Genomic DNA, 20,232 nt, shown 5'->3' with positions numbered 1-20,232 from the left:
GCGCCACCGTCATCGACAATTCGTCCGCGTGGCGCAAGGACCCCGAGGTCCCGCTGGTGGTCAGCGAGGTGAACCCGGAGGAGGCGAAGAACCCGACGAAGGGCATCATCGCCAACCCGAACTGCACCACCATGGCCGCGATGCCGGTGCTGAAGGTGCTGCACGACGAGGCAGGCCTGCAGCGGCTGATCGTCAGCAGCTACCAGGCGGTGTCCGGCAGCGGACTCGCCGGCGTGGAGGAGCTGGCCTCCCAGGCGCGCGCCGTCATCGACGACGCCGAGAAGCTGGTGCACGACGGCGGCGCCGTCGCGTTCCCCGAGCCCAACGTGTACGTCGCGCCGATCGCGTTCGACGTGATCCCGCTGGCCGGTGCGCTGGTCGAGGACGGCAGCGGCGAGACCGACGAGGACCAGAAGCTGCGCAACGAGAGCCGCAAGATTCTCGGCCTGCCCGACCTGCTGGTCAGCGGCACGTGCGTGCGCGTTCCGGTGTTCACCGGGCACTCCCTGGCGATCAACGCCGAGTTCGGCAACCCGCTGTCCGTCGAGCGCGCCAAGGAACTGCTGGCGGAGGCGCCGGGCGTCGAGCTCGTCGACGTCCCGACCCCGCTGAAGGCGGCCGGTTCCGACCCGTCGCTGGTCGGCCGGATCCGTCAGGACCCGGGCGTCCCCGGCGGTCGCGGGCTGGCGCTGTTCGTCTGCGGCGACAACCTGCGCAAGGGCGCCGCGCTCAACACCATCCAGATCGCCGAGCTGCTCGTCGCTCGGTAGTCAACCGCTTTCCGTTTCTCCCCAATGTCACATCGGGTACTCATGGGGTATCCAATGTGACATTGGGGAGAAGTCGTTTCAGGGCTCGGGCGTGAGGGCGGGGCCGCGGAGCAGACGTCCGAGTGGGCCCTCGTCCAGGGCCAGCGCCTTGACGATCGCGGCAGCCGCGACGATCACCCCGGACAGGACGAACATCCAGCTGATGGTGGTGAACACCAGGCCGAGCGCACCGAACTTGCGCTGCGCCGAGTCGGCAGCCAGCGGCAGGTAGATCCGGCCCCCGATCCGGACCAGCGCCAGTCCGACGGCGGTCAGAGCTGCGGTCGCCCACAGCAACCGCCCGGCCAGCCGACCCTCGGTGAGCAGGTACGGCACCGCGGTCCACAGTGCGAACCAGATGCCCAGTTCCAGGCCGAAGGCCAGTGGCACGTCGAACCAGCGCACCCCGGTCAGGTGCTGGGTGCCGCTGATCAGGCCGACGGAGATCGCCACGGCGAACAGCACGGCCACCCAACGCCAGCCGCGGCGGACCGACAGGGTCGGGATCTCCCAGACCCGGCCGTAGAGCCGGCCCAGCGCGCGGGCGAAGGACGTGCCGGACAGGATCACCATGAGCAGGCCGAACACGCCGAATGTCGCGAACGTGGGGGCGTCGGCGGTGACGGCGTCGACGGTCGTGGTGGTCAACCCCATCGAATACGGGTCGATACCGAGCTGCTCGGACATGGAGTCCGCGACCGGGTCGAGGTTTGAGATGGTGCCGACCGCGATGATCACCGGCAGCACCGATATGAACTCCTGCGCGGCGAGAGTCATGGCACGGTCGGCCAGCTCGATGTCGATGATCGCCTTGATGACCCGCGCGACCGTCCGGCCGACCGAGGTCCGCTTCAACCAGCCCCGGGCCGTCTGCTTCTGGACCTCGAGGGCCTCCTTGGCCACGGCCATCGACAGCTTCGAGGACTTCCGCGCCGAGCTGGGGGATATCGCTGGGTTCGAGGACTTCGCCACGGGCACAGTCAACTTGGCGTCAGGGACGCGCGGCCGACTGTGGTCGGGTGGGTCGTCCAGGTCAGGCGACGACATTCGATGTGCGGACGCGGTCCGCCGGCCAGCCCACGGTCAGGCCCCAGATGACGCCGACGTTCAGGGCGATCAGGATGACGGAGAGCCACGGTTGGGTACCGATCCAGGCAACCTGACCGATCGCGTTGAGCAGGGCGAGTGACACGCCGAAGACCCGCGCCCAGGTGGCGCCGGCCAGCAGACCGATTCCGGCGATCAGGAGCAGGATGCCCCAGATGATCAGCACCCAGCCGGCGCGGTCGTAGTCGAGGATGATGAGCTTCTCCTCGCCGGCGAAGATCCGGCTGGGCGCCGTGAGTGCGACGATGCCCTCGATGGCGTTGAAAGTGCCGATCATGACGAGCATCAGGCCGGCGAATACGCCCCAGCCTCCGGGGGTCTTGTCGTCCATGGGGTTCCTTCGTTCTGGGAATGCGTGACGGCGTCGGTCGGATCAGGCTTGGGTCGGATCGGGCGTCGGTCGGATCAGAGGAAGAGCGCGATGATGACCGGCGCGGTGGTGAGGATGAGGGCGACCAGCGCGACGATGGCCACAGCCTTCGTGCTGCTCTCGGACGACGTGCGATGTTCGTTCGACATGGCGTCGACGCTATGGGCCTGCCGGCGGTTGGGCGTCACCCGGAACGGGTGAGGACGTCTCGGGCCCGCGCCGAGTGTGCATCTGCGGGGGCATCGCCCGAGTGGGGCGGGGAACAGGTGCACACTCGACGCATGAACGGTGGACAGGACGCATCGACGACGGGGGCGCTGGACGGGATCCGGGTGCTCGAACTGGGGTCGCTGATCGCCGGGCCCTATGCCGGCCGGTTGCTCGGGGACCTGGGCGCGGACGTCATCAAGATCGAGGCGCCGGACCGGCCGGACCCGCTGCGCACGTGGGGCCAGGCCGAGCAGGACGGCTACCACTTCTTCTGGACGGTGCACGCCCGGAACAAGCGGTGCATCACCCTGGACCTGCGGGTGCCGGACGGCCAACAGGTGTTCCTGGACCTGGTGGCGAAGTCGGACGTGGTGATCGAGAACTTCCGGCCGGGCACCCTCGAGCGGTGGGGCCTGGGATACGACATACTCGCGCAGCGCAATCCGGGCATCGTGCTGGCGAGGGTCTCGGGGTACGGCCAGACCGGACCGCTGGCCGGCCGCGCGGGGTACGCCTCGGTGGCCGAGGCGGTCAGCGGATTCCGGCACCTCAACGGCTACCCGGACCAGCCGCCGCCGCGGATCGCGTTGTCACTCGGGGACACCCTCGGCGGCATGTTCGCGGTGCAGGGGGTACTGGCGGCCCTGGTCGCGCGCCACGCCACCGGACGCGGCCAGGTGGTGGACGTCGCGCTCAACGAGGCCTGCCTCGCGGTGCAGGAGTCCACCATCCCCGACTACGACCGCGGCGGAATCGTGCGCGGGCCGTCCGGGACCCGGCTCGAGGGCATCGCGCCGTCCAACCTCTACGCCACCCGCGACGGCAGCTGGGTGGTGATCGCCGCCAACCAGGACACCGTCTTCGCGCGGCTGTGTGCGGTGATGGGGCAGCCGGAGCTGGCCGCCGACCCGCGGTTCGCCGACCACGTGGCCCGCGGCCGGAACCAGGACGAGCTGGACGACCTGATCGCGCAGTGGGTGGCGTTGCAGGACAGTTCGACCCTGGTGGACCGGCTCACCGACGCGGGGGTGGTGGCCGGGCCGGTGAACACCGTCGCCGACGTCGTCGAGGACCCGCAGCTGCTGGCGCGGGAGATGATCGTCGACCACTACGACGAACGGATCGGCGCGGCGGTGCGGGGCCCGGGGGTGGTGCCCAAGCTCAGCGCGACCCCCGGCTCGGTTCGGTCCGCCGGCGCACCGGTTCCCGGCACTCACAACGCCGAGGTGTACCGCGAACTGCTCGGCCGCGATGCCGAGGACCAGGCCCGGCTGCGCGCTGCGGGGGTGATCTGAGATGGCCGGATCGGCAGCGGAACCCCCTGTGCGCGTAGAGATTCGGGAGGTCGGCCTGCGTGACGGGCTGCAGAACGAGGCGCCGGTGAGCCTGGAGGCCAAGGCGCTGCTGCTCGACGCCGTCGTCGCGACCGGGGTGCGACGCGTCGAGGCCACCGCCTTCGTCTCGCCGCGGGCGGTGCCGAGCATGGCCGACGCCGAGCAGGTCGCGGCGCTGCTGCACCGGTGGCCGGGCGTGCGCTTCTCCGCGCTGGTCGCCAGCCCGGGCGGCGCGCGGCGGGCCGTCGCGGCCGGGATCACCGACCTCGAGTACGTGGTGTCCGCGGGCGACGGGCACAGCCGCGCGAACGTCCGGATCGGCACCGAGGAGGCGACCGAGCAGGTCGGGGAGGTCGCCGCCGTGGTGCACGACGCCGGCGGCAGTGTCGAGGTCATCGTCGCCACGGCCTGGGACTGCCCGTTCGACGGGCCGACACCGCCGGAGCGGGTGCTCCGAATCGTGGAGCGGGCGTGCGAACTCGGCGCCGACGAGCTCGCGATCGCGGACACCATCGGCACCGCCACCCCGGTTCGGGTGCAGCGACTGATCGGCGCGGTGCGCGATCGCGTCGGCCCGGTGACGTTGGGTGCGCACTTCCACAACACCCGCGGCGCGGGCCTGGCGTGCGCCGTCGCGGCGGTCGGCGAGGGCGTGCTCCGGCTCGACGCGTCGGCCGGCGGACTGGGCGGCTGCCCGTTCGCCCCGGGGGCCAGCGGCAACATCGCGACCGAGGAACTGGTCTACCTGTTGCAGGACATGGGCATCGAGACCGGCGTCGACCTGCAGCGCTCGATCGACGCCGCCCGGGTGGCGCAGGACGTGGTGGGGCACCCGGTGCCCAGCAACCTGCTGCGCGCCGGGGACCGGAAGCGGTAGGCGGCCGCCGGGTCGTCGCTAGCGGAGCTGGTCGCGGCGGACGTAGGTGCTGCCCAGGCTCGCGGCCGCCGCGCGCACCGCGGAAACCTGCATCTCGGGTCGAAACCGGCTCGTCGGGCCGGTGACGCTGATCGCCGCGACCGGCTCGTCGTCCCGCCCGAGGACCGGAGCGGCCACACACGTGATGCCGAGCGCCGATTCCTCGCGCTCGAACGCGACCCCGGTCTCGACGACCTTGGTCAGCTGTTTGCGCAGGATGCCGGGCGCCACCACGGTGTGTGGGGTGCGCCGGACCATCGGTGCCGAGAGCACCTCGCGCTGCAACTCCGGATCCGAGTAGGCGAGCAGCGCCTTGCCGATCGCGGAGCAGTGCAACGGAATCCGGCCCCCGGTGCGGGACGGGGCGTTCGCCTGGCGATGGCCGCCGATCTTCGCGACGTACACGACGTCGTGGCCGTCCCGGATGCCGAGGTGCACAGTTTCGTGGGTCCGCTCGTAGAGGTCCTGCAGGAACGGCATCGCCATCTCGAGGAGGCTGCGCTCGAGCGAGGCGAGCATGCCGAGTTCGAACAGGCCGCCGCTGAGCCGGTAGCCGCTGTCGACGCGGTCGAGGAGCCTGTTCGCGACCAGTTCGCCGGCGAGGCGGTGCACCGTCGCCTTGTGCAGTTCGGTCCGCCGGACGAGTTCGGCGAGGGGCAGGGCCTGGTCCTCCGGGCGGAAGGAGCGCAGGATCGTCACCGCTTTGCCGAGGACGGTGTCGAGGTTCGCGGGACCGGGCATCGTTCGAGCGTATCGCTGAGTGAGACGAATGGCTGGTTTGCCCGACCGAGTGCAGTAACAGTGTGTTCATGAGTACGAATTCCATCGCGGCGAGCGAGTCCGACCTCGCCGCCGCCGCGGACCGCCTCGCGTCCGCCGCCGCGTCCGGCGTGCCCTGCGCGCCGGTGCGGGACCTGATCGGCGCCGACGACCTCGCCGCCGCCTACGCCGTACAGCAGCGGGTCAACGATGGCCGGCTGGCCGCGGGCGCCGTCGTGGTGGGCCGCAAGATCGGCCTGACCTCGGTGGCCGTCCAGCAGCAGCTCGGCGTCGACCAGCCCGACCTCGGCGTCCTGTTCGACGACATGGACTTCGCGAACGGCTCCGACATCCCGATGAGCCGGCTGATCCAGCCCAAGATCGAGGGTGAGGTCGGGTTCGTGCTGGCCGCCGACCTCGCGGAAGGCCCGTTGGACGCGGCCCAGGTCCGCGGCGCGATCGAGTACGCCGTCGCCGCCCTGGAGATCTGCGACAGCCGCGTCGAGAACTGGGACATCCGCTTCGGCGACACCGTCGCCGACAACGCGTCGTCCGGCGTGTACGTCCTCGGCACCGAGCGTCGCACCCTCGACGAGGTGACCCCGGTGGACGTGACCATGTCGATGGAGGTCGACGGCGTCGTGGTGTCCACCGGCAACGGCGCCGCCTGCCTGGGCGACCCGATCGAGGCAGTGGTGTGGCTCGCCCGCGCCGCCCGCGACCTCGGCCAGCCGCTGCTCGCCGGTCAGGTCATCCTCTCGGGTGCCCTCGGCCCGATGGCGCCCGTCGCCGCCGGCAACACCGTCACCGTCACCGTGTCCGGTCTCGGCACCGTTACCGCTCGATTCGTGGAAGAGAAGGAAGCATGAGCAAAGTCAAGGTCGCGATCATCGGATCGGGCAACATCGGCACCGACCTGATGATCAAGGTCCTCAATCACTCGGAGCACCTGGAGATGGGTGCCATGGTCGGCATCGATCCCGCGTCGGACGGACTGGCGCGGGCCGCCGCCCTCGGCGTGCCGATCACCGCGGAGGGTGTCGAGGGCCTCGTCGCCCTGCCGAACTTCGACGAGATCGAGATCGTCTTCGACGCGACGTCGGCGAAGGCACACGTCGTGAACAACGACCGTCTCGTCCCGCTCGGCAAGCGGATGATCGACCTCACCCCGGCTGCCATCGGTCCGTTCGTGATCCCCGCGGTCAACGGCGACGACCACCTCGACGCCCCGAACGTCAACATGGTCACGTGCGGTGGCCAGGCCACCATCCCGATGGTCGCGGCCGTCTCCCGGGTGGTCCCGGTGGCGTACGCCGAGATCGTGGCGTCGATCGCGTCCAAGTCTGCCGGCCCGGGTACCCGCGCCAACATCGACGAGTTCACCGAGACCACGTCCAGCGCGATCGTGTCCGTCGGCGGCGCCAAGCGCGGCAAGGCGATCATCATCCTCAACCCCGCCGAGCCGCCGCTGATCATGCGCGACACGGTGTTCTGCCTGGTCGACGCCCCGAACCCGGAGACGCACGACGAGATCCGCCGGTCCATCGAGAAGATGGTCGGCGACGTCTCCGCGTACGTGCCCGGCTACCGGCTCAAGCAGCAGGTCCAGATAACCGAGATCCCCGCCGACCAGCCGGTCGAGACCCTGGTCGTCGAGGGCAACCGCCCCACCCACCAGGTGTCGATCTTCCTCGAGGTCGAGGGCGCGGGCCATTACCTGCCTGCCTACGCGGGCAACCTCGACATCATGACCTCCGCCGGACAGCAGATCGCGGAGCGGATCGCCCAGAAGAAGGAAGCCACCCGATGAGCACCAACCCCACCATCTTCGTCCAGGACGTCACCCTCCGCGACGGCATGCACGCGGTGCGCCACCGGATCTCCCCGGCGGACGTCAAGCGGATCGTGTCGGCCCTCGACGCTGCCGGTGTCGACGCCATCGAGGTCGCGCACGGTGACGGCCTCGCCGGCGGCTCCGTCAACTACGGCCCGGGCTCGAACACCGACTGGGAGTGGATCGAGGCCGCGGCCGAGTCCATCCAGAACGCCCGGCTGACCACCCTGCTGCTGCCCGGTGTCGGCACCATCGAGGAGCTCAAGCACGCGTACAAGCTGGGCGTGCGCTCGGTGCGCATCGCCACCCACTGCACCGAGGCCGACGTCTCCGCGCAGCACATCGAGACCGCCCGCGAGATCGGCATGGACGTCTCCGGCTTCCTGATGATGAGCCACATGGCGCCCGCCGAGGAGCTCGCGAAGCAGGCCAAGCTGATGGAGTCGTACGGCGCGCACTGCGTCTACGTCACCGATTCGGGCGGACGCCTGACCATGAACGGCGTCCGCGACCGCGTGCGGGCCTACAAGGACGTCCTCAACGAGGGCACCGAGATCGGCATCCACGCGCACGAGAACCTCTCCCTGTCGGTGGCCAACAGCGTTGTCGCAGTCGAGGAAGGCGTCTTCCGCGTCGACGCCTCGCTCGCCGGGCACGGTGCCGGTGCGGGCAACTGCCCCATCGAGCCGTTCATCGCGGTCGCGGACCTGCACGAGTGGAAGCACGGCTGCGACGTGTTCGCCCTGCAGGACGCCGCCGACGACATCGTCCGGCCGCTGCAGGACCGGCCGGTCCGCGTCGACCGCGAGACCCTCACCCTCGGCTACGCCGGCGTGTACTCGAGCTTCCTGCGGCATGCGGAGACGGCGTCGCAGCGCTACGGCATCGACGTGCGCACCCTGCTGCTCGAGGCCGGCAAGCGCAAGCTGGTCGGTGGCCAGGAGGACATGCTCGTCGACATCGCGCTCAACCTCGTCGCGGAGCGCGAGGCCGCCGGCGCCTGAGTGGCTGTCTGCCTGAACCGTCAGGCCCGGGTCGCCTGGTCACGATCATGACCGGTGCGCCCCGGGCCTGACGGCTGCAGCACGTGAATGCGTCGCCGGCGCCCTCATCCGCAGAGGGTGAAATCGGCATCTGGGCCTGCCCGCGGTCTCCGCCACCGGGGGATCATCCCTGGTATGGCGTCGACTGAGGGATCTCAACCGCTGGACACGTCGGAGAGAGCGGAGCTGCTGCGACTGCGGGCGCAGGTGGCCGAGAGCGCGGGGGTGCGGCGTCGGGGGCTGCACAATGCGCTGCGGTGGACCCTGTCGGGGTTCCTGATCCTGCTGGTCGCGCTGCTGACGGTCGGGTCGCTGGTCGCGCGGTTCACCAACAGCCAGATCATGGACACCGACCGGTACGTGCAGACGGTGGCCCCGCTCGCGAGTCAGCCCGAGGTGCAGGCCGAGATCGCGGACCAGGTCACCGACCAGCTGTTCGGCCGGCTGGACATCGAGAAGATCACCGCGGACGCGCTGACCGCGCTGACCGAGACCGCGCCGCGGGTGCCGCAGCAGGTAGTGGGCCTGGCCCCGGTGATTGCCGGCCAGGCGAAGAGTTTCATCCACGAGACCGTGCTCTCGGTCGTGCAGACCGACCAGTTCGAGCGTGCCTGGGTGGAGGCGAACCGGATCGCCCACCAGAAGCTCGTCGCGGTGGCGACCGGCGACACCAGCGTGGTGGAGATCGACGAGAAGGGCACGGTCAGCGTCCCGCTCGGCCCGATCCTGACGAACGTCGGAGACCAGTTGGTCCAGCGGGGTTTCGCCTTCGCGGACAAGATCCCGGACATCGACGTCGAATTCGTCCTCTTCCAGTCGTCCGACCTGGTCAAGGCGCAGAAGGCGGTGCGGGCCCTGAACAGCGCCGCGACCTGGCTGCCCTGGCTGGCCGTCGTCGCCGCCATCGGCGCGGTGTTTGCGGCGCCGCGCGGCCAGCGACTGCGGGCACTGGCCCTCGTCGGACTCGGGGTCGCCGTGGCGACGGCGTTGCTCGGGCTGGCGCTGAACGTCGCGCGGTCGGTCTACATCGACGACATCCCCAGCGACGTGCTCTCACCCGCCGCTGCCTCGGCCATCGTGGACACGCTCAGCGTGCCGCTGAAGACGACCGTGCGGGCCTTCTTCGCGCTCGGAGTGGTGGTCGCGCTGGTCGGCTACCTCACCGGCGGGTCCCGCTCGGCGTTGGCGGTCCGCAGCGGATTCCGCCGCGGCGTCGACGCGCTCCGCCGGCTCGGGGCCGACCGTCCGCCCCGGCCCTACGAGGTGTGGGCGGCCAGGTTGCGGGTGCCGCTGCGGGTGGCGATCGTCGCCGTGGCGGTGGCGATCCTGCTGTTCTGGCGCTACCCGACGGGGCTCGTGGTCGGATTGATCGCGTTGTTCGCGGTGGTCGCGCTGGTGGCGCTCGAGGCGGTCGCCCGACCCGGAGTGGTCGCCGCGGAGGCCGCCGCGGAGGCCTCGGCGGAATCGCCGGCCGACCTCCCCGGCTAGCGCGCTCGCGCCGTCTCAACCCTTCGGACTACATCGGTAACGCTCCGGCTGTCAACGCCGAAGTAAAGGCAAGCCCATGTCGGAACTGCCCACAGCAGAACCGTTTTCGGGTGCCACGATCGTTGTCGAATCACCGTCTTCGAATGAAGACCGAAAGAGGTTGAGACCATGTCGGAGCAGTCCATTGTCAGTACTCGGAGGGTCCGGGCCGCGGCGGCCGGGGCGGTGCTGGCGCTCGGAATCGCGGTGAGCGCCACCGGCATCGCGTCGGCTGACCCGGAGGTCAAGTGCATCCCGGGCGCGGACCCGGCCGTCACCTGTAGCGAGGAAGCGGTCACCGAAGAGACGGTCGTAGAAGGCACCGAGAAGGCCGCCACCGAACCGGTGAAGCAGGAGGCGGGGGCCGACAGCACGGACACCGGAGCGGGAACCGCGACGGAGGAGCAGGAGACCGGAACCGCGACGGAGAAGCAGGAGACCGGGAGCCTGGGGACCGGGAGTTCGGGAGCCGGGAGCACCGGGTCCTCCGAGCAGGACAAGGCCGCGATTGCCGACGCCGAGGCGAAGGCCAAGGCCGCGGCCGACGAGGCCAAGAAGGCTGCCGACGCGGCAGTCAAGGCGGGCACGGATTCGGCTGCGGCGACCGAACTTTCCGCGAGCGCGACCGAGGCGATGACCAAGGCGAGCGTCGAGGCGACGAAGGCCGCCGTGGAGTCGAACCAGGCCCAGGAGCAGGCCGCGACCGCCGAGCAGACGGCGAAGCAGGCCGAGGGCGAGGCCAAGGTTGCCGACGCCGCTGCGGTCGAGGCGAAGCAGGTCGCCGAGACCGCCCAGGCCGCGGCGGATGCGGCCGCCGCGCGCGCGGCCGAGCTGGAGGAGGCCGCGAAGGCCGCCGGATCCGGCGCCAAGACGGCGGAGGCCGAGAAGGCCCGCGCCGAGGCCGATGCGCTGCAGGCCAAGGCGGACGAGGCCAAGACCGCCGCCGAGGCCAAGGCGCAGCAGGTCGCGGACAAGGAGAAGGAGGCCGAGGAGGCCTGGAAGGAGCGGGATTTCGCGAAGGCGGCGGCCGCGAAGCTCGAGGCGCTGGCGGCATCCTGGGAGGCCAAGCGCCTCGCCGTCGCGGCGAGGGACACGCAGCAGAGGGCGAGCGCCGCCGAGACCGAGGCGAAGAAGGCCGAGTCCGCGGCGAGCGCCGAGACCGAGGCTGCCGACGCCGCGACGAAGGCGGCAGCGGACGCGGCCAAGGCCGCCGAAGCGGCCAGGCGCGAGGCCGCTGAAGCCGCAGATGCGGCCGAGAAGGCCCGCGCCGCAGCGGTCGCCGCCGGGGAGTCGGCGACCGACAAGCGGGCAGAGGCCGACGCGAAGGCGGCGGAGGCGACGAAGAAGGCGGCCGCGGCCGACGAGGCGAGCGCGAAGGCACAGGACCTCTACCTCGCCGCCGAGAACGCCAAGGTCGCGGCCGACGCGGCGGCGGCCAAGGCCAAGGAGGCCACGGCGAAGTCCGAGGCCGCGCAGGCCGAGGCGACGAAGGCGACGAAGGCTCTCGAAGATCTCAAGGCCAACGCCGCCAAGGACATTGCGGACGGCGTCGGCGTCGGCGGTGACGTCGTCATCGGCGACCACACCTCCGACGGGGAGGGCGTCACCAAGATCGACGACACCACCGCGGTGGTCGAGGGGACCGGTGTGAAGCTGGTCGGCTACTACACCAGCAAGGGCGCATTCGACGTGGTCGACTACTACGTCACCGACGCCGACGGCGACGAGGCACTGGCCGGCGGACTGCCCCCGGTCGACCTCGCGCTGGGGGATTCGTCGACGGGTACCCAGTCGATCGGGGTGAGCGTCCCGGCCGTGTTGGTCGGTGTCGGTGTCCTCGGTGCGGCCGCCGCCGCGGGGACGGTCCTCGTGCGTCGCCGGCGCGCCGCCGATGCGTCGAACACCGCCTCGTAGCGCCGGCCGCCTGCTCGTCGCGGCGGCCGTGCTGGTTCTGGCGCCCGCATGCTCGGGTACCGAGGCCGGGCCGCCGCCCGACCGGTCGCCGGTGGAGTCGCACATCGCTGCGGCTCCACCGGCGGACGCGGTTGTCGCGCCGGCCGAGCCGACGCAGATCGAGCTGCGGACACCCGCCGGGACCACCTACCTGAGCAGTCCGCTCCATCCCGAGGAGTTGATGCGGGGAGGGCCCGGCGGGCAACGGCTGGACCCGGTCGACGAGCGTCCGGTCTGGTGGGGCGAGAGCGGCCTTCCCGGGACCGGGACCCGGCAGACCGTCGTGGTCGTGGGGCACAACTACGCCAAGCGGGACGCGCCGTTCCGGGCGCTGCGGGTGGTCGAACCCGGGGACCGCGTGGTGCTCCGCACGACCGCGGGCATCCTGGAGTACGCGGTCGAGACCGCGGGCCCGCTGCCGAAGGGATCCCTGCTCGGTGCCCACGAGCTGCGCGAGTCGGTGGCCGGGCGCCTGCTCCTCGCCAATTGCGATGTCCGGGAAGGGGAGTCCACCGACGACAACTACGTCGTGGTGGCCCAGCTGGTTCGGCCGGTCGGCACCTGACGGCCGCGGCCCTCAGGTGCAGCAGTGCGGGTCGAGGACCAGCCGCAGCGCCTCGAGGGCGTCCCGGTGTGCGCTGTAGTAGACGTTCATGCCGCGTCGCGTCGGGCGGACCATGCCGGCCTTCCTGAGCTGGCCGAGGTGGTGGCTGACCGTCGACTCGGCCAGGCCGACGGCGGTGGCGAGGTCGCACGTGCACACCTCGCCCTCCTTTGCGGTCAGCAGGATCGACATCAGCTTGATCCGGACCGGGTCGGCGAGCGCCTTCAGCCGCAGTGCGACGTGCAGCGCGGCCTCGTCGGTCAGGGGGGCGGCGGAGACGGGCGCACAGCAGACCGGAGCGGTCACGTCGAGGGTCGGCAACGTCTTCGGCATGCACCCGATCCTGCCACCCTCTTGACATATGTCAATTAAGAATCGGCGCGCTGCGCGGCTCCGGCCGCGTGCGGGGTCGGTTGTTGCTTCGCCGACCTACTTCGGCGGCATGTTCATCATCGGGGGCATGTTCATCATCGGTGGCGTCACGCCCATCTGCTGCAGCCACATCATGAACATATGCATCATGTCCACGGCCCTCGCCTCCTCTCGTGAGTTGGGCCCGCAATCACCACTCTCCTCCGGAATTCGCCTCGGCGGCAGGGGTGCCGTGCCGAGTTCGGGCCTCGAATTCGTTTCCGGGAGAACAATGCGTGAACGCCCCACGGCGGACGCCGCGATGGGCGAGCATGGGCGGGAGTCGGCCGCGCGACAGGCCGGGCCTAATCTTGACTAATTCCAGAAAAGGTGTTGCAGTGTTGGTGTGACCGAGAAGCAKCCCCCACGCCGCGAGCCACGGTTCGCGGCGGGTCACGCCCACCTTCGGATGTAGCTCCGACCGAGGTTCGCAGTCCAACGTGGCCGACGCCCCCGGGCTCGGCCAGTAAGGAAGGGATCCACAGATGACTCAAGGCACTGATCCTCAGAACACCTCGGCGACCGACTCGAAGCTGACCACCGCGGTCGGCGCGCCGGTGCCGGACAACCAGAACGTGCAGACGGCCGGTCCGCGGGGACCGCAGCTGCTGCAGGACGTCTGGTTCCTCGAGAAGCTCGCGCACTTCGACCGTGAGGTCATCCCGGAGCGCCGCATGCACGCCAAGGGTTCCGGCGCCTACGGCACGTTCACCGTCACCAACGACATCACCAAGTACACCAGCGCGAAGATCTTCTCCGAGGTCGGCAAGAAGACCGAGCTCTTCGCTCGGTTCTCCACCGTCGCGGGTGAGCGCGGTGCGGCCGACGCCGAGCGTGACATCCGGGGATTTGCCGTCAAGTTCTACACGGAGGAGGGCAACTGGGACCTCGTCGGCAACAACACCCCGGTCTTCTTCTTCCGTGATCCGTTGAAGTTCCCGGACCTCAACCACGCCGTCAAGCGGGACCCGCGCACCAACCTCCGCAACGCCAACAACAACTGGGACTTCTGGACGAACCTGCCCGAGTCGCTGCACCAGGTCACCATCGTGATGAGCGACCGCGGCATCCCGTCGTCGTACCGGCACATGCACGGCTTCGGCTCGCACACCTTCAGTTTCATCAACGACGCGGGCGAGCGGTTCTGGGTCAAGTTCCACCATCGTGTGCAGCAGGGCATCGAGAACCTGACCGACGCCGAGGCGGGCGCGCTGGTCGGCAACGACCGCGAGAGCCACCAGCGCGACCTCTTCGACGCGATCGAGGCGGGCGACTTCCCGAAGTGGAAGCTGTGCGTGCAGATCATGCCGGAGGCCGACGCGGCGAAGGTGCCCTACCATCCGTTCGACCTGACCAAGGTGTGGCCGAAGGGCGACTACCCGCTGATCGAGGTCGGCGAGTGGGAGCTCAACCGGAACCCGGACAACTACTTCGCCGAGGTGGAGCAGGCCGCGTTCAACCCGGCGCACGTGGTGCCCGGCATCAGCTTCTCGCCGGACCGGATGCTGCAGGGCCGGCTGTTCTCCTACGGCGACGCGCAGCGCTACCGGCTGGGCGTGAACAACTACCAGATCCCGGTGAACTCGCCGCGCTGCCCGGTGAGCAACTTCCACCGGGACGGGGYGATGCGGGTTGACGGCAACAACGGCGGCTCCCTGCACTACGAGCCGAACAGCTACGGGCGGTGGCAGGAGCAGCCGCAGTACCGCGATCCCGCGCAGGCCGTCGGCGCGGTCGCGGACCACTTCGACTACCGCGCGGACGACGACGACTACTTCTCGCAGCCGCGGGTGCTCTTCAACAACATGAGCGCCGAGCAGAAGCAGGTGCTCTTCGACAACACCGCCCGCGCCATCAACGGGGCCTCCGAGCAGGTGGTGCAGCGCCACATCGACAACTGCACCGCATGTGACCCGGCCTACGGTGAGGGCGTCGCCAAGGCGATCAAGGCGCTGGCCTGAGCCACGCGTCCGCTGATCCGGACCGGAAGTAGATGAAGGGCCGCCCACACAAGTGTGGGCGGCCCTTCGCGTTGACGTCCCACAGGCGCCTCTCGGCGAGTGGTCGCACGTAGCGACTAAAGGGGTGAGGCCCGGGGCATGTCCGGACGCCAACGGTTCGTTCAACGGCGGCGGTCGGGAGTTTGTTCCCGGTGCCCGACCGTCTCCGACAGCTCCCCAATGTCACATCGGGTTCCCCGTGGTTCCCCGATGTGACATTGGGGAGGTGCGGCGCCGCGTTTTCTTGACTTGTTCCAGAGAAGGGGGATACTTGGCTCATGCAGCACGGCGACGACCACCTCGACCCCCAGGCGCAGTTGCGTTCGGTGGGCCTGCGGGTGACCGCTCCGCGGGTCGCGGTGTTGAATGCGGTTGCCGCGCAGCCGCATTCCGATGCCGACGGGGTCGCCGCCGCGGTTCGGCGGGAGCTCGGGTCGGTGTCCACGCAGGCGGTGTACGACGTGCTCAGGGCCTGCGTGAACGCCGGGATCCTCCGCCGCATCGAGCCGGCCGGCTCCCCGGCGCGGTTCGAGACCCGGACCGGGGACAACCATCACCATCTGGTGTGCCGCGGGTGCGGCCTCGTCGTCGACGTCGACTGTGTCGTCGGGCACGCGCCCTGCCTGCAACCCTCGGACCCGCACGGATTCGCGATCGACGAGGCCGAGGTCGTGTTCTGGGGCCTGTGTGAGCGGTGCCGGGCAGCCGGCGACGCGCGCCCGGAGCCGACCGCGCCGCGCTGACCGAGGACGTCAGGTCAGAGCAGGGCCCACCAGTAGACCGCGCACGCCAGCAGGAACAGGACCACGGTGTCCATTTGCTGCCTCCCCTCGTTGTCCGACCTGCCTCCATCATCCCCCACCGGTGTCCGCGGCGCCCGTGGGTGGGGGACGAGCCGGGTTCGGTCGACTACTCCATGAAGCGGGCCAGGAACTCGACCAGCAGCCGCTCCGCGACGTGCTCGGGCAGCGCCTCGATCAACGCCAGCAGCTCGGCCATCGGGCCGTCGAGCCCACCCTCCGGGTCCAGGCCGGCCAGGCCCAGCACCGCGGCACAGTTCTCGCTGGTGAGGTCCTCCGGGCGGATCTGTCCGGCCGCCGTCACGAACTCCGCGGGGGCGGTGGCCCCGGGAACGCCGCGGACCGAATCCGCGGCTGCGGCAAGCGCATCGCCCAGTTCGGCGCAGACCGACTCGGTGACCGGAGTGATCGTCAGGTGGGTCGTGCGCGGCAACGCGGTGCCGTCGGACTGGACGCGTCCCGGCTGCGGTTGCAGCACCCAGCCCAGCTCCTTTGCGGCGTCCGCCCAACGGTGCGGGTCCACCCGCCTCGACTCGTCGACGTCGGGGTCGGTGGCCACCGCGAGCAGCGGGCCCACCGGGTCGCCGACCACTCGCAGGCCCTCGACGGCGTCCACCACCTTGTGGAGCTGCTCGACGGCCCCGGCGATCTGGCCGGTGAGTTCCGCGAACCCGCTGCGCCCCAAGGCCTGTGACACCGCCCAGCCGGCGGCGATGGGCATCACCGTCCGAGAGCCCAGCATGGTGGGGTTGACGACGGCGTACCCCGGCCAGGCGCTGGTGGCGAACCACTGCCGGCGGTGCCGGTCCCGGTCGCGGTAGAGCAGCACCGAGACGCCCTTCGGCGCGTAGCCGTACTTGTGCAGGTCCACCGACAGGCTCGCCACCCCCGGCACCCGGAGGTCCCAGGCGGGACGGTCCTGCGCGCCCGGCCACCAGGGCAGCACCCAGGCGCCGATGCATCCGTCCACGTGCACCGGAACAGACTGTGCGGCGCAGATTTCCGCGATCTCCGCGACCGGGTCGAGGGCCCCGTGCGGGTAGGACGGCGTCGACACGACCACCAGCGCGACGTCCTCGTCCAGTGTCGCCGCCACGTCCGCGGGCCGGAGCCGGCAGGTGGCCGGGTCGACCGGCAGCACCCGCAGTCGCAGGTCCAGGTAGTGCGCGGCCTTGATGAACGCGGCGTGCGCGGTGGACCCGATCACGAGTGTCGGCCGGTCGTCCCGGCCGGTCGCCGCTCGCCAGCTGTCGCGGGCGGACTTCACCGCGAGCATGCAGCTCTCGGTGCCCCCGCTGGTGACGGAGCCGACGACGCCGTCCACCCCGTCGGCGAGCACGTCGCGGGCCAGCCCGACGAGGTCCCGCTCGAGCGCCGCGACGGAGGGGAACGTGGTCGGGTCGAGTCCGTTGAGCGACTGCGCCTTCCGTGCCGCGGCGCCGGCCAGGTCGTGCAACTCGGCGACGCCGGGGTCGTAGACGTAGGACAGCAGTCGCCCGCCCTCGGTGGGGGCATCGGCCGCGCGTAGCTCGTCGAGCCGGGCGAGGATCTCGGTGGGGGTGTGTTCGAACTGCATCAGTGGTTCCTGTTCCGTTCCTCGGCGGCGAGACGATAGCCGCGCAGCGCCCACATGCTGGCGGCCACCAGCAGGGCAGGCACCAGCGCGAAGGCGAGCACGATCCCGGTGATCGCGGTGTCGGACTGGGGGGCCGGGTCTGTGCCGGCGGACGAGACGAATCCGGTGGCGGCGAGGACGAGCAGCACCACCGCCGGTCCCAGCGCCATGCTCACCGTCTCGGCGGCCGTCCACACCCCGCTGAAGGCGCCGGCCCGGACGGCTCCGGCGGACCGAGTCTCGTGGTCGCTGATCACGTCCGGCAGCATCGACATCGGCAGCATCTGCATTCCGGCGTAGCCGATCCCGGCGAGCGCCACCACCGCGTACACCCAGCCGCCGGGGCCGGAGAGCAGCCCCAGCAGGGCCAGCGCGGCGACCAGGAACAGCCCGGAGGCGAGGAAGAAGGCGCGCTGCTTGCCCCACTGGCGGACCAGTCGCGTCCACAGCGGCATCACTGCGACCGCGGGGCCCACCAGGGCGACGAACAGAAACGAGACCGCGTCCTCGGCGTCGAGCACGTAGGTGGCCACGTACTGGGCGCCGCCCAGCATGCAGCCGGTTGCCAGGGCCTGCAGCACGAAGGTGCCGAGCAGGAACCGGAAGGCGGAACTCGACCGCACCGCAGCGAGGCTCTCGGAGATGCCGTGCGAGGCAGTCGAATCGACGTTGGTGGCGGGACCGCGCGGTGCGATCCGCCAGCTGGCCAGCATGCCGAGTCCGAGGATCAGCCCGGCGACGACACCCATCACCAGGTAGCCGGGGCGGCCGCCGCCGCCGAGTTCGCGCAAGGCCGGGCCGCCGGCCCCGAACAGCAGGATCGCCACCCCCAGCAGGGCGACGCGCCAGGACATCAGCCGGGACCGCTCGTGGTAGTCGTCGGTCAGCTCCGCGGGCAGCGCGATGTACGGCACCTGGAAGAGGCTGAATGCGACGGCGGCGGCGATGAAGGCCGTACCCACCCAGAGGCATCCGGCCAACGCGGACAGGCCCGTCGGGACCGCGAAGGTGAGCGCGAAGAAGACGGGCAGGGTGAGCGCACCGAGCAGGAGGAACCGCCGCCGGGTGCCGGTGCGGGCGGCCTCGGCGTCGCTACGGGACCCGATCAGCGGGTTCACCAGGAGGTCGAGTGCCTTCGGCGCGAACACCACCACGCTGGCCGCGGCGGCCGCCACCCCGAGGGTGTCGGTCAGGTAGTAGGCGAGGACCAGCCCGGGGAGGGTGGCGAAGCCGCCGGTGCCCACCGAGCCGAGGGAGTACCCGGCGACGGTGGACCGGCTGAGCCGGGAGACGGCGATGGTCATCCGGTCAACATAGGGCAATTGCCGACCCTCCGCGGGCGGTTGACATGGAAGCAGGCGCGGCGTCGATTCGCGTGAAATCTACGCCGCCGCACGGCGAACGCCCCTCACCGTTTCGGTGAGGGGCGTTCGTCATGGTGTTGTCACGTTGCGCGAGGAACTAGGAACCGAAGATGCTCCCGAGCGATCCCAGCGAACCCGTGCCACCGGGGTTGGTGCCGCCGGCGGAGACGGTGACCGTGGATGCGGCCGAGGTCGACTCCTTCAGGCCCGACGCGCCGCTGTAGACGGCGGTGATGTGCCGGTCGCCGGTGAGGGCGAAGGCGTGCGACAGGGTCGCCTGGCCGTTGACCACGTCGATGGCGGTGCCGATCGCGGTGGCGCCGTCCATGAAGGTGACGGTGCCGGAGGTGACCGGGTCACCGGCCTGGGTCTTGACGGCCGCGGACAGGTTCACCGCGTCACCCTTGGTGGCGGTCGCCGGCGCGGTCAGCGTGGTGACCGTGTCGAGCTCGACCGGCGCCGGATCGGTGACGTTGACGGACGCAGCCGTCGCGGTCGAGCCGTTGAACGTCGCGGAGCCGCTGTAGACGGCGCCGACGGTGTACGCGCCGCTGGCGGCGAAGGTGTGGTCGAGCTTCGCGCCGCCGTCGACGAGGGCGATCGCGCCGCCGACGTTGGTGCCGTTGATCGTGAACTGGACGGTGCCGCCGACGGCGGGGTTGTTGTCGCCGTCCTTGACCAGGGCGAAGAGCTCGACCTGGTCGCCCGTGGTGGCCTCACCCGGCACGTTCATCGTGGTGGTGGTGTCGGCAACCACGACATCCGTGGAGACCTCGACGTTCGAGGCCGTGGAGGTCGAGGTGCGGTTGGTSGCGTCRCCGGAGTACACGGCGGTGACGGRGTGCGTGCCATCCGTGGTGAAGGTGTGGTTCAGCGTGGCGGTGCCGTTGTTGACGGGGATTGCGCCGCCGATGTTGGTGGTGCCGTCCTTGAACTGGACGGTGCCGGTGGCGCCGGCGGGGGCGACGGTGGCGGTGAGGTCGACGGCGGTGCCGGTCTTGGCGGTGCCGGGGACGTTCAGGGTGGTGGTGGTGTCGACGATGACCGGGTCCGTGGAGACGTCGACGGTCGAGGCTGCCGAGGTGGACGTGCGGTTGGTGGCGTCGCCGGAGTAGACGGCGGTGATGGAGTGTGCGCCGTTGGTGGTGAAGGTGTGGTTCAGCGTCGCGGTGCCGTTGGTGACGGGGGMGSTGCCCAGGACGGTGGTGCCGTCCTTGAACTCGACGGTGCCGGTGGCGTCAGACGGGGCGACGGTGGCGGTGAGGTCGACGGCGGTGCCGGTCTTGGCGGTSGCCGGGACGTTCAGSGTGGTGGTGGTGTCGACGATGACCGGGTCAGTGCTGACCTCGACGGTGCCGGCAGCGGAGGTGCTGGTGGCGAAGCCATTGGCGCCGCTGTAGACGGCGGTGATCGAGTGGCTGCCGTTGGCGGTGAAGGTGTGGCTCAGCGTCGCGGTGCCGTTGGTGACGGGGGAGCTGCCCAGGATGGTGGTGCCGTCCTTGAACTCGACGGTGCCGGTGGCGTCAGACGGGGCGACGGTGGCGGTGAGGTCGACGGCGGTGCCGGTCTTGGCGGT

At 70.6% G+C, this 20,232-nt stretch carries 18 protein-coding genes; 11 read left to right on the top strand and 7 right to left on the bottom strand.

Translation table 11 applies throughout. The features are described 5' to 3' along the window. Positions 1 to 770 (top strand): aspartate-semialdehyde dehydrogenase (locus tag AC1DU4_RS23470; protein ID WP_477843971.1); only part of this gene is annotated, 770 nt, incomplete at its 5' end. Positions 771 to 848: 78 nt separating this feature from the next. Here the strand turns inward: AC1DU4_RS23470 and AC1DU4_RS23465 are convergent. Then, on the bottom strand, positions 849 to 1,718 hold the full coding sequence (locus AC1DU4_RS23465) for a hypothetical protein (protein WP_477843969.1): 870 nt from the start codon (positions 1,716 to 1,718) through the stop codon (positions 849 to 851). 124 nt (positions 1,719 to 1,842) lie between these two features. Beyond that, entirely contained in the window at positions 1,843 to 2,247 is a 405-nt protein-coding gene (locus AC1DU4_RS23460) for a DUF7144 family membrane protein (protein WP_477843967.1), read from the bottom strand. Positions 2,248 to 2,567: 320 nt separating this feature from the next. Here AC1DU4_RS23460 and AC1DU4_RS23455 point away from each other — a divergent pair, with 320 nt between their 5' ends. After that, positions 2,568 to 3,791, top strand: a complete 1,224-nt coding sequence (locus AC1DU4_RS23455; RefSeq protein WP_477843965.1) for a CaiB/BaiF CoA transferase family protein — start codon at positions 2,568 to 2,570, stop codon at positions 3,789 to 3,791. Between the two features lies 1 nt (position 3,792). Further along, positions 3,793 to 4,707 (top strand): hydroxymethylglutaryl-CoA lyase, encoded by a 915-nt coding sequence (locus tag AC1DU4_RS23450; protein ID WP_477843963.1) that lies wholly within the window; start codon positions 3,793 to 3,795, stop codon positions 4,705 to 4,707. An 18-nt stretch (positions 4,708 to 4,725) separates the two neighbouring features. On the opposite strand, the gene AC1DU4_RS23445 is transcribed toward AC1DU4_RS23450, so the two are convergent. After that, positions 4,726 to 5,487 carry an IclR family transcriptional regulator gene (locus AC1DU4_RS23445; protein WP_477843961.1) on the bottom strand — a complete coding sequence of 254 codons (762 nt, stop codon included), beginning with the start codon at positions 5,485 to 5,487 and terminating at the stop codon, positions 4,726 to 4,728. A gap of 68 nt (positions 5,488 to 5,555) precedes the next feature. Between AC1DU4_RS23445 and AC1DU4_RS23440 the strand changes: the two genes are divergently transcribed. From AC1DU4_RS23440 to AC1DU4_RS23415, 6 genes are all read left to right on the top strand, one after another. Continuing rightward, complete coding sequence (locus AC1DU4_RS23440) at positions 5,556 to 6,374, top strand: 2-keto-4-pentenoate hydratase (RefSeq protein ID WP_477843959.1); 819 nt, start codon at positions 5,556 to 5,558, stop codon at positions 6,372 to 6,374. Further along, positions 6,371 to 7,315, top strand: coding sequence for an acetaldehyde dehydrogenase (acetylating) (locus AC1DU4_RS23435; protein WP_477843957.1), 945 nt, complete (start codon positions 6,371 to 6,373; stop codon positions 7,313 to 7,315). The genes AC1DU4_RS23440 and AC1DU4_RS23435 overlap by 4 nt, the downstream gene beginning before the upstream one ends. Further along, the gene (gene dmpG, locus AC1DU4_RS23430; RefSeq protein ID WP_477843955.1) at positions 7,312 to 8,343 is read left to right on the top strand and encodes a 4-hydroxy-2-oxovalerate aldolase; all 1,032 of its coding nucleotides are present in this window, start codon (positions 7,312 to 7,314) and stop codon (positions 8,341 to 8,343) included. The genes AC1DU4_RS23435 and dmpG overlap by 4 nt, the downstream gene beginning before the upstream one ends. Positions 8,344 to 8,517: 174 nt before the next feature. After that, positions 8,518 to 9,870, top strand: coding sequence for a hypothetical protein (locus tag AC1DU4_RS23425; protein ID WP_477843953.1), 1,353 nt, complete (start codon positions 8,518 to 8,520; stop codon positions 9,868 to 9,870). Between the two features lie 168 nt (positions 9,871 to 10,038). Then, the gene (locus AC1DU4_RS23420; RefSeq protein WP_477843951.1) at positions 10,039 to 11,823 is read left to right on the top strand and encodes a hypothetical protein; all 1,785 of its coding nucleotides are present in this window, start codon (positions 10,039 to 10,041) and stop codon (positions 11,821 to 11,823) included. Then, on the top strand, positions 11,801 to 12,427 hold the full coding sequence (locus tag AC1DU4_RS23415) for a class F sortase (RefSeq protein ID WP_477843949.1): 627 nt from the start codon (positions 11,801 to 11,803) through the stop codon (positions 12,425 to 12,427). The genes AC1DU4_RS23420 and AC1DU4_RS23415 overlap by 23 nt, the downstream gene beginning before the upstream one ends. A 12-nt stretch (positions 12,428 to 12,439) precedes the next feature. Here the strand turns inward: AC1DU4_RS23415 and AC1DU4_RS23410 are convergent, their stop codons facing one another. Further along, positions 12,440 to 12,799 carry an Rv2640c family ArsR-like transcriptional regulator gene (locus tag AC1DU4_RS23410; protein WP_072846621.1) on the bottom strand — a complete coding sequence of 120 codons (360 nt, stop codon included), beginning with the start codon at positions 12,797 to 12,799 and terminating at the stop codon, positions 12,440 to 12,442. A gap of 563 nt (positions 12,800 to 13,362) precedes the next feature. Here AC1DU4_RS23410 and AC1DU4_RS23405 point away from each other — a divergent pair. Continuing rightward, positions 13,363 to 14,838, top strand: coding sequence for a catalase (locus AC1DU4_RS23405; RefSeq protein WP_477843947.1), 1,476 nt, complete (start codon positions 13,363 to 13,365; stop codon positions 14,836 to 14,838). A gap of 317 nt (positions 14,839 to 15,155) precedes the next feature. Then, the gene (locus tag AC1DU4_RS23400; protein ID WP_477843945.1) at positions 15,156 to 15,620 is read left to right on the top strand and encodes a Fur family transcriptional regulator; all 465 of its coding nucleotides are present in this window, start codon (positions 15,156 to 15,158) and stop codon (positions 15,618 to 15,620) included. 166 nt (positions 15,621 to 15,786) lie between these two features. Here AC1DU4_RS23400 and AC1DU4_RS23395 read toward each other — a convergent pair whose 3' ends face one another. From AC1DU4_RS23395 to AC1DU4_RS23385, 3 genes are all read right to left on the bottom strand, one after another. Beyond that, entirely contained in the window at positions 15,787 to 17,253 is a 1,467-nt protein-coding gene (locus AC1DU4_RS23395) for a pyridoxal phosphate-dependent decarboxylase family protein (protein ID WP_477843943.1), read from the bottom strand. Then, positions 17,253 to 18,596: an MFS transporter gene (locus AC1DU4_RS23390; protein WP_477843941.1), complete on the bottom strand. Its 1,344-nt coding sequence runs from the start codon at positions 18,594 to 18,596 to the stop codon at positions 17,253 to 17,255. The genes AC1DU4_RS23395 and AC1DU4_RS23390 overlap by 1 nt, the downstream gene beginning before the upstream one ends. A 157-nt stretch (positions 18,597 to 18,753) precedes the next feature. Further along, positions 18,754 to 20,232 (bottom strand): beta strand repeat-containing protein (locus AC1DU4_RS23385; RefSeq protein WP_477843939.1); only part of this gene is annotated, 1,479 nt, incomplete at its 5' end.

The sequence above is a fragment of the Rhodococcus sp. P4_F5 genome (assembly GCF_056401315.1).
The sequence above is the reverse complement of the archived record's forward strand: the minus strand, read 5'-3'. Positions and strand labels throughout refer to the sequence as shown.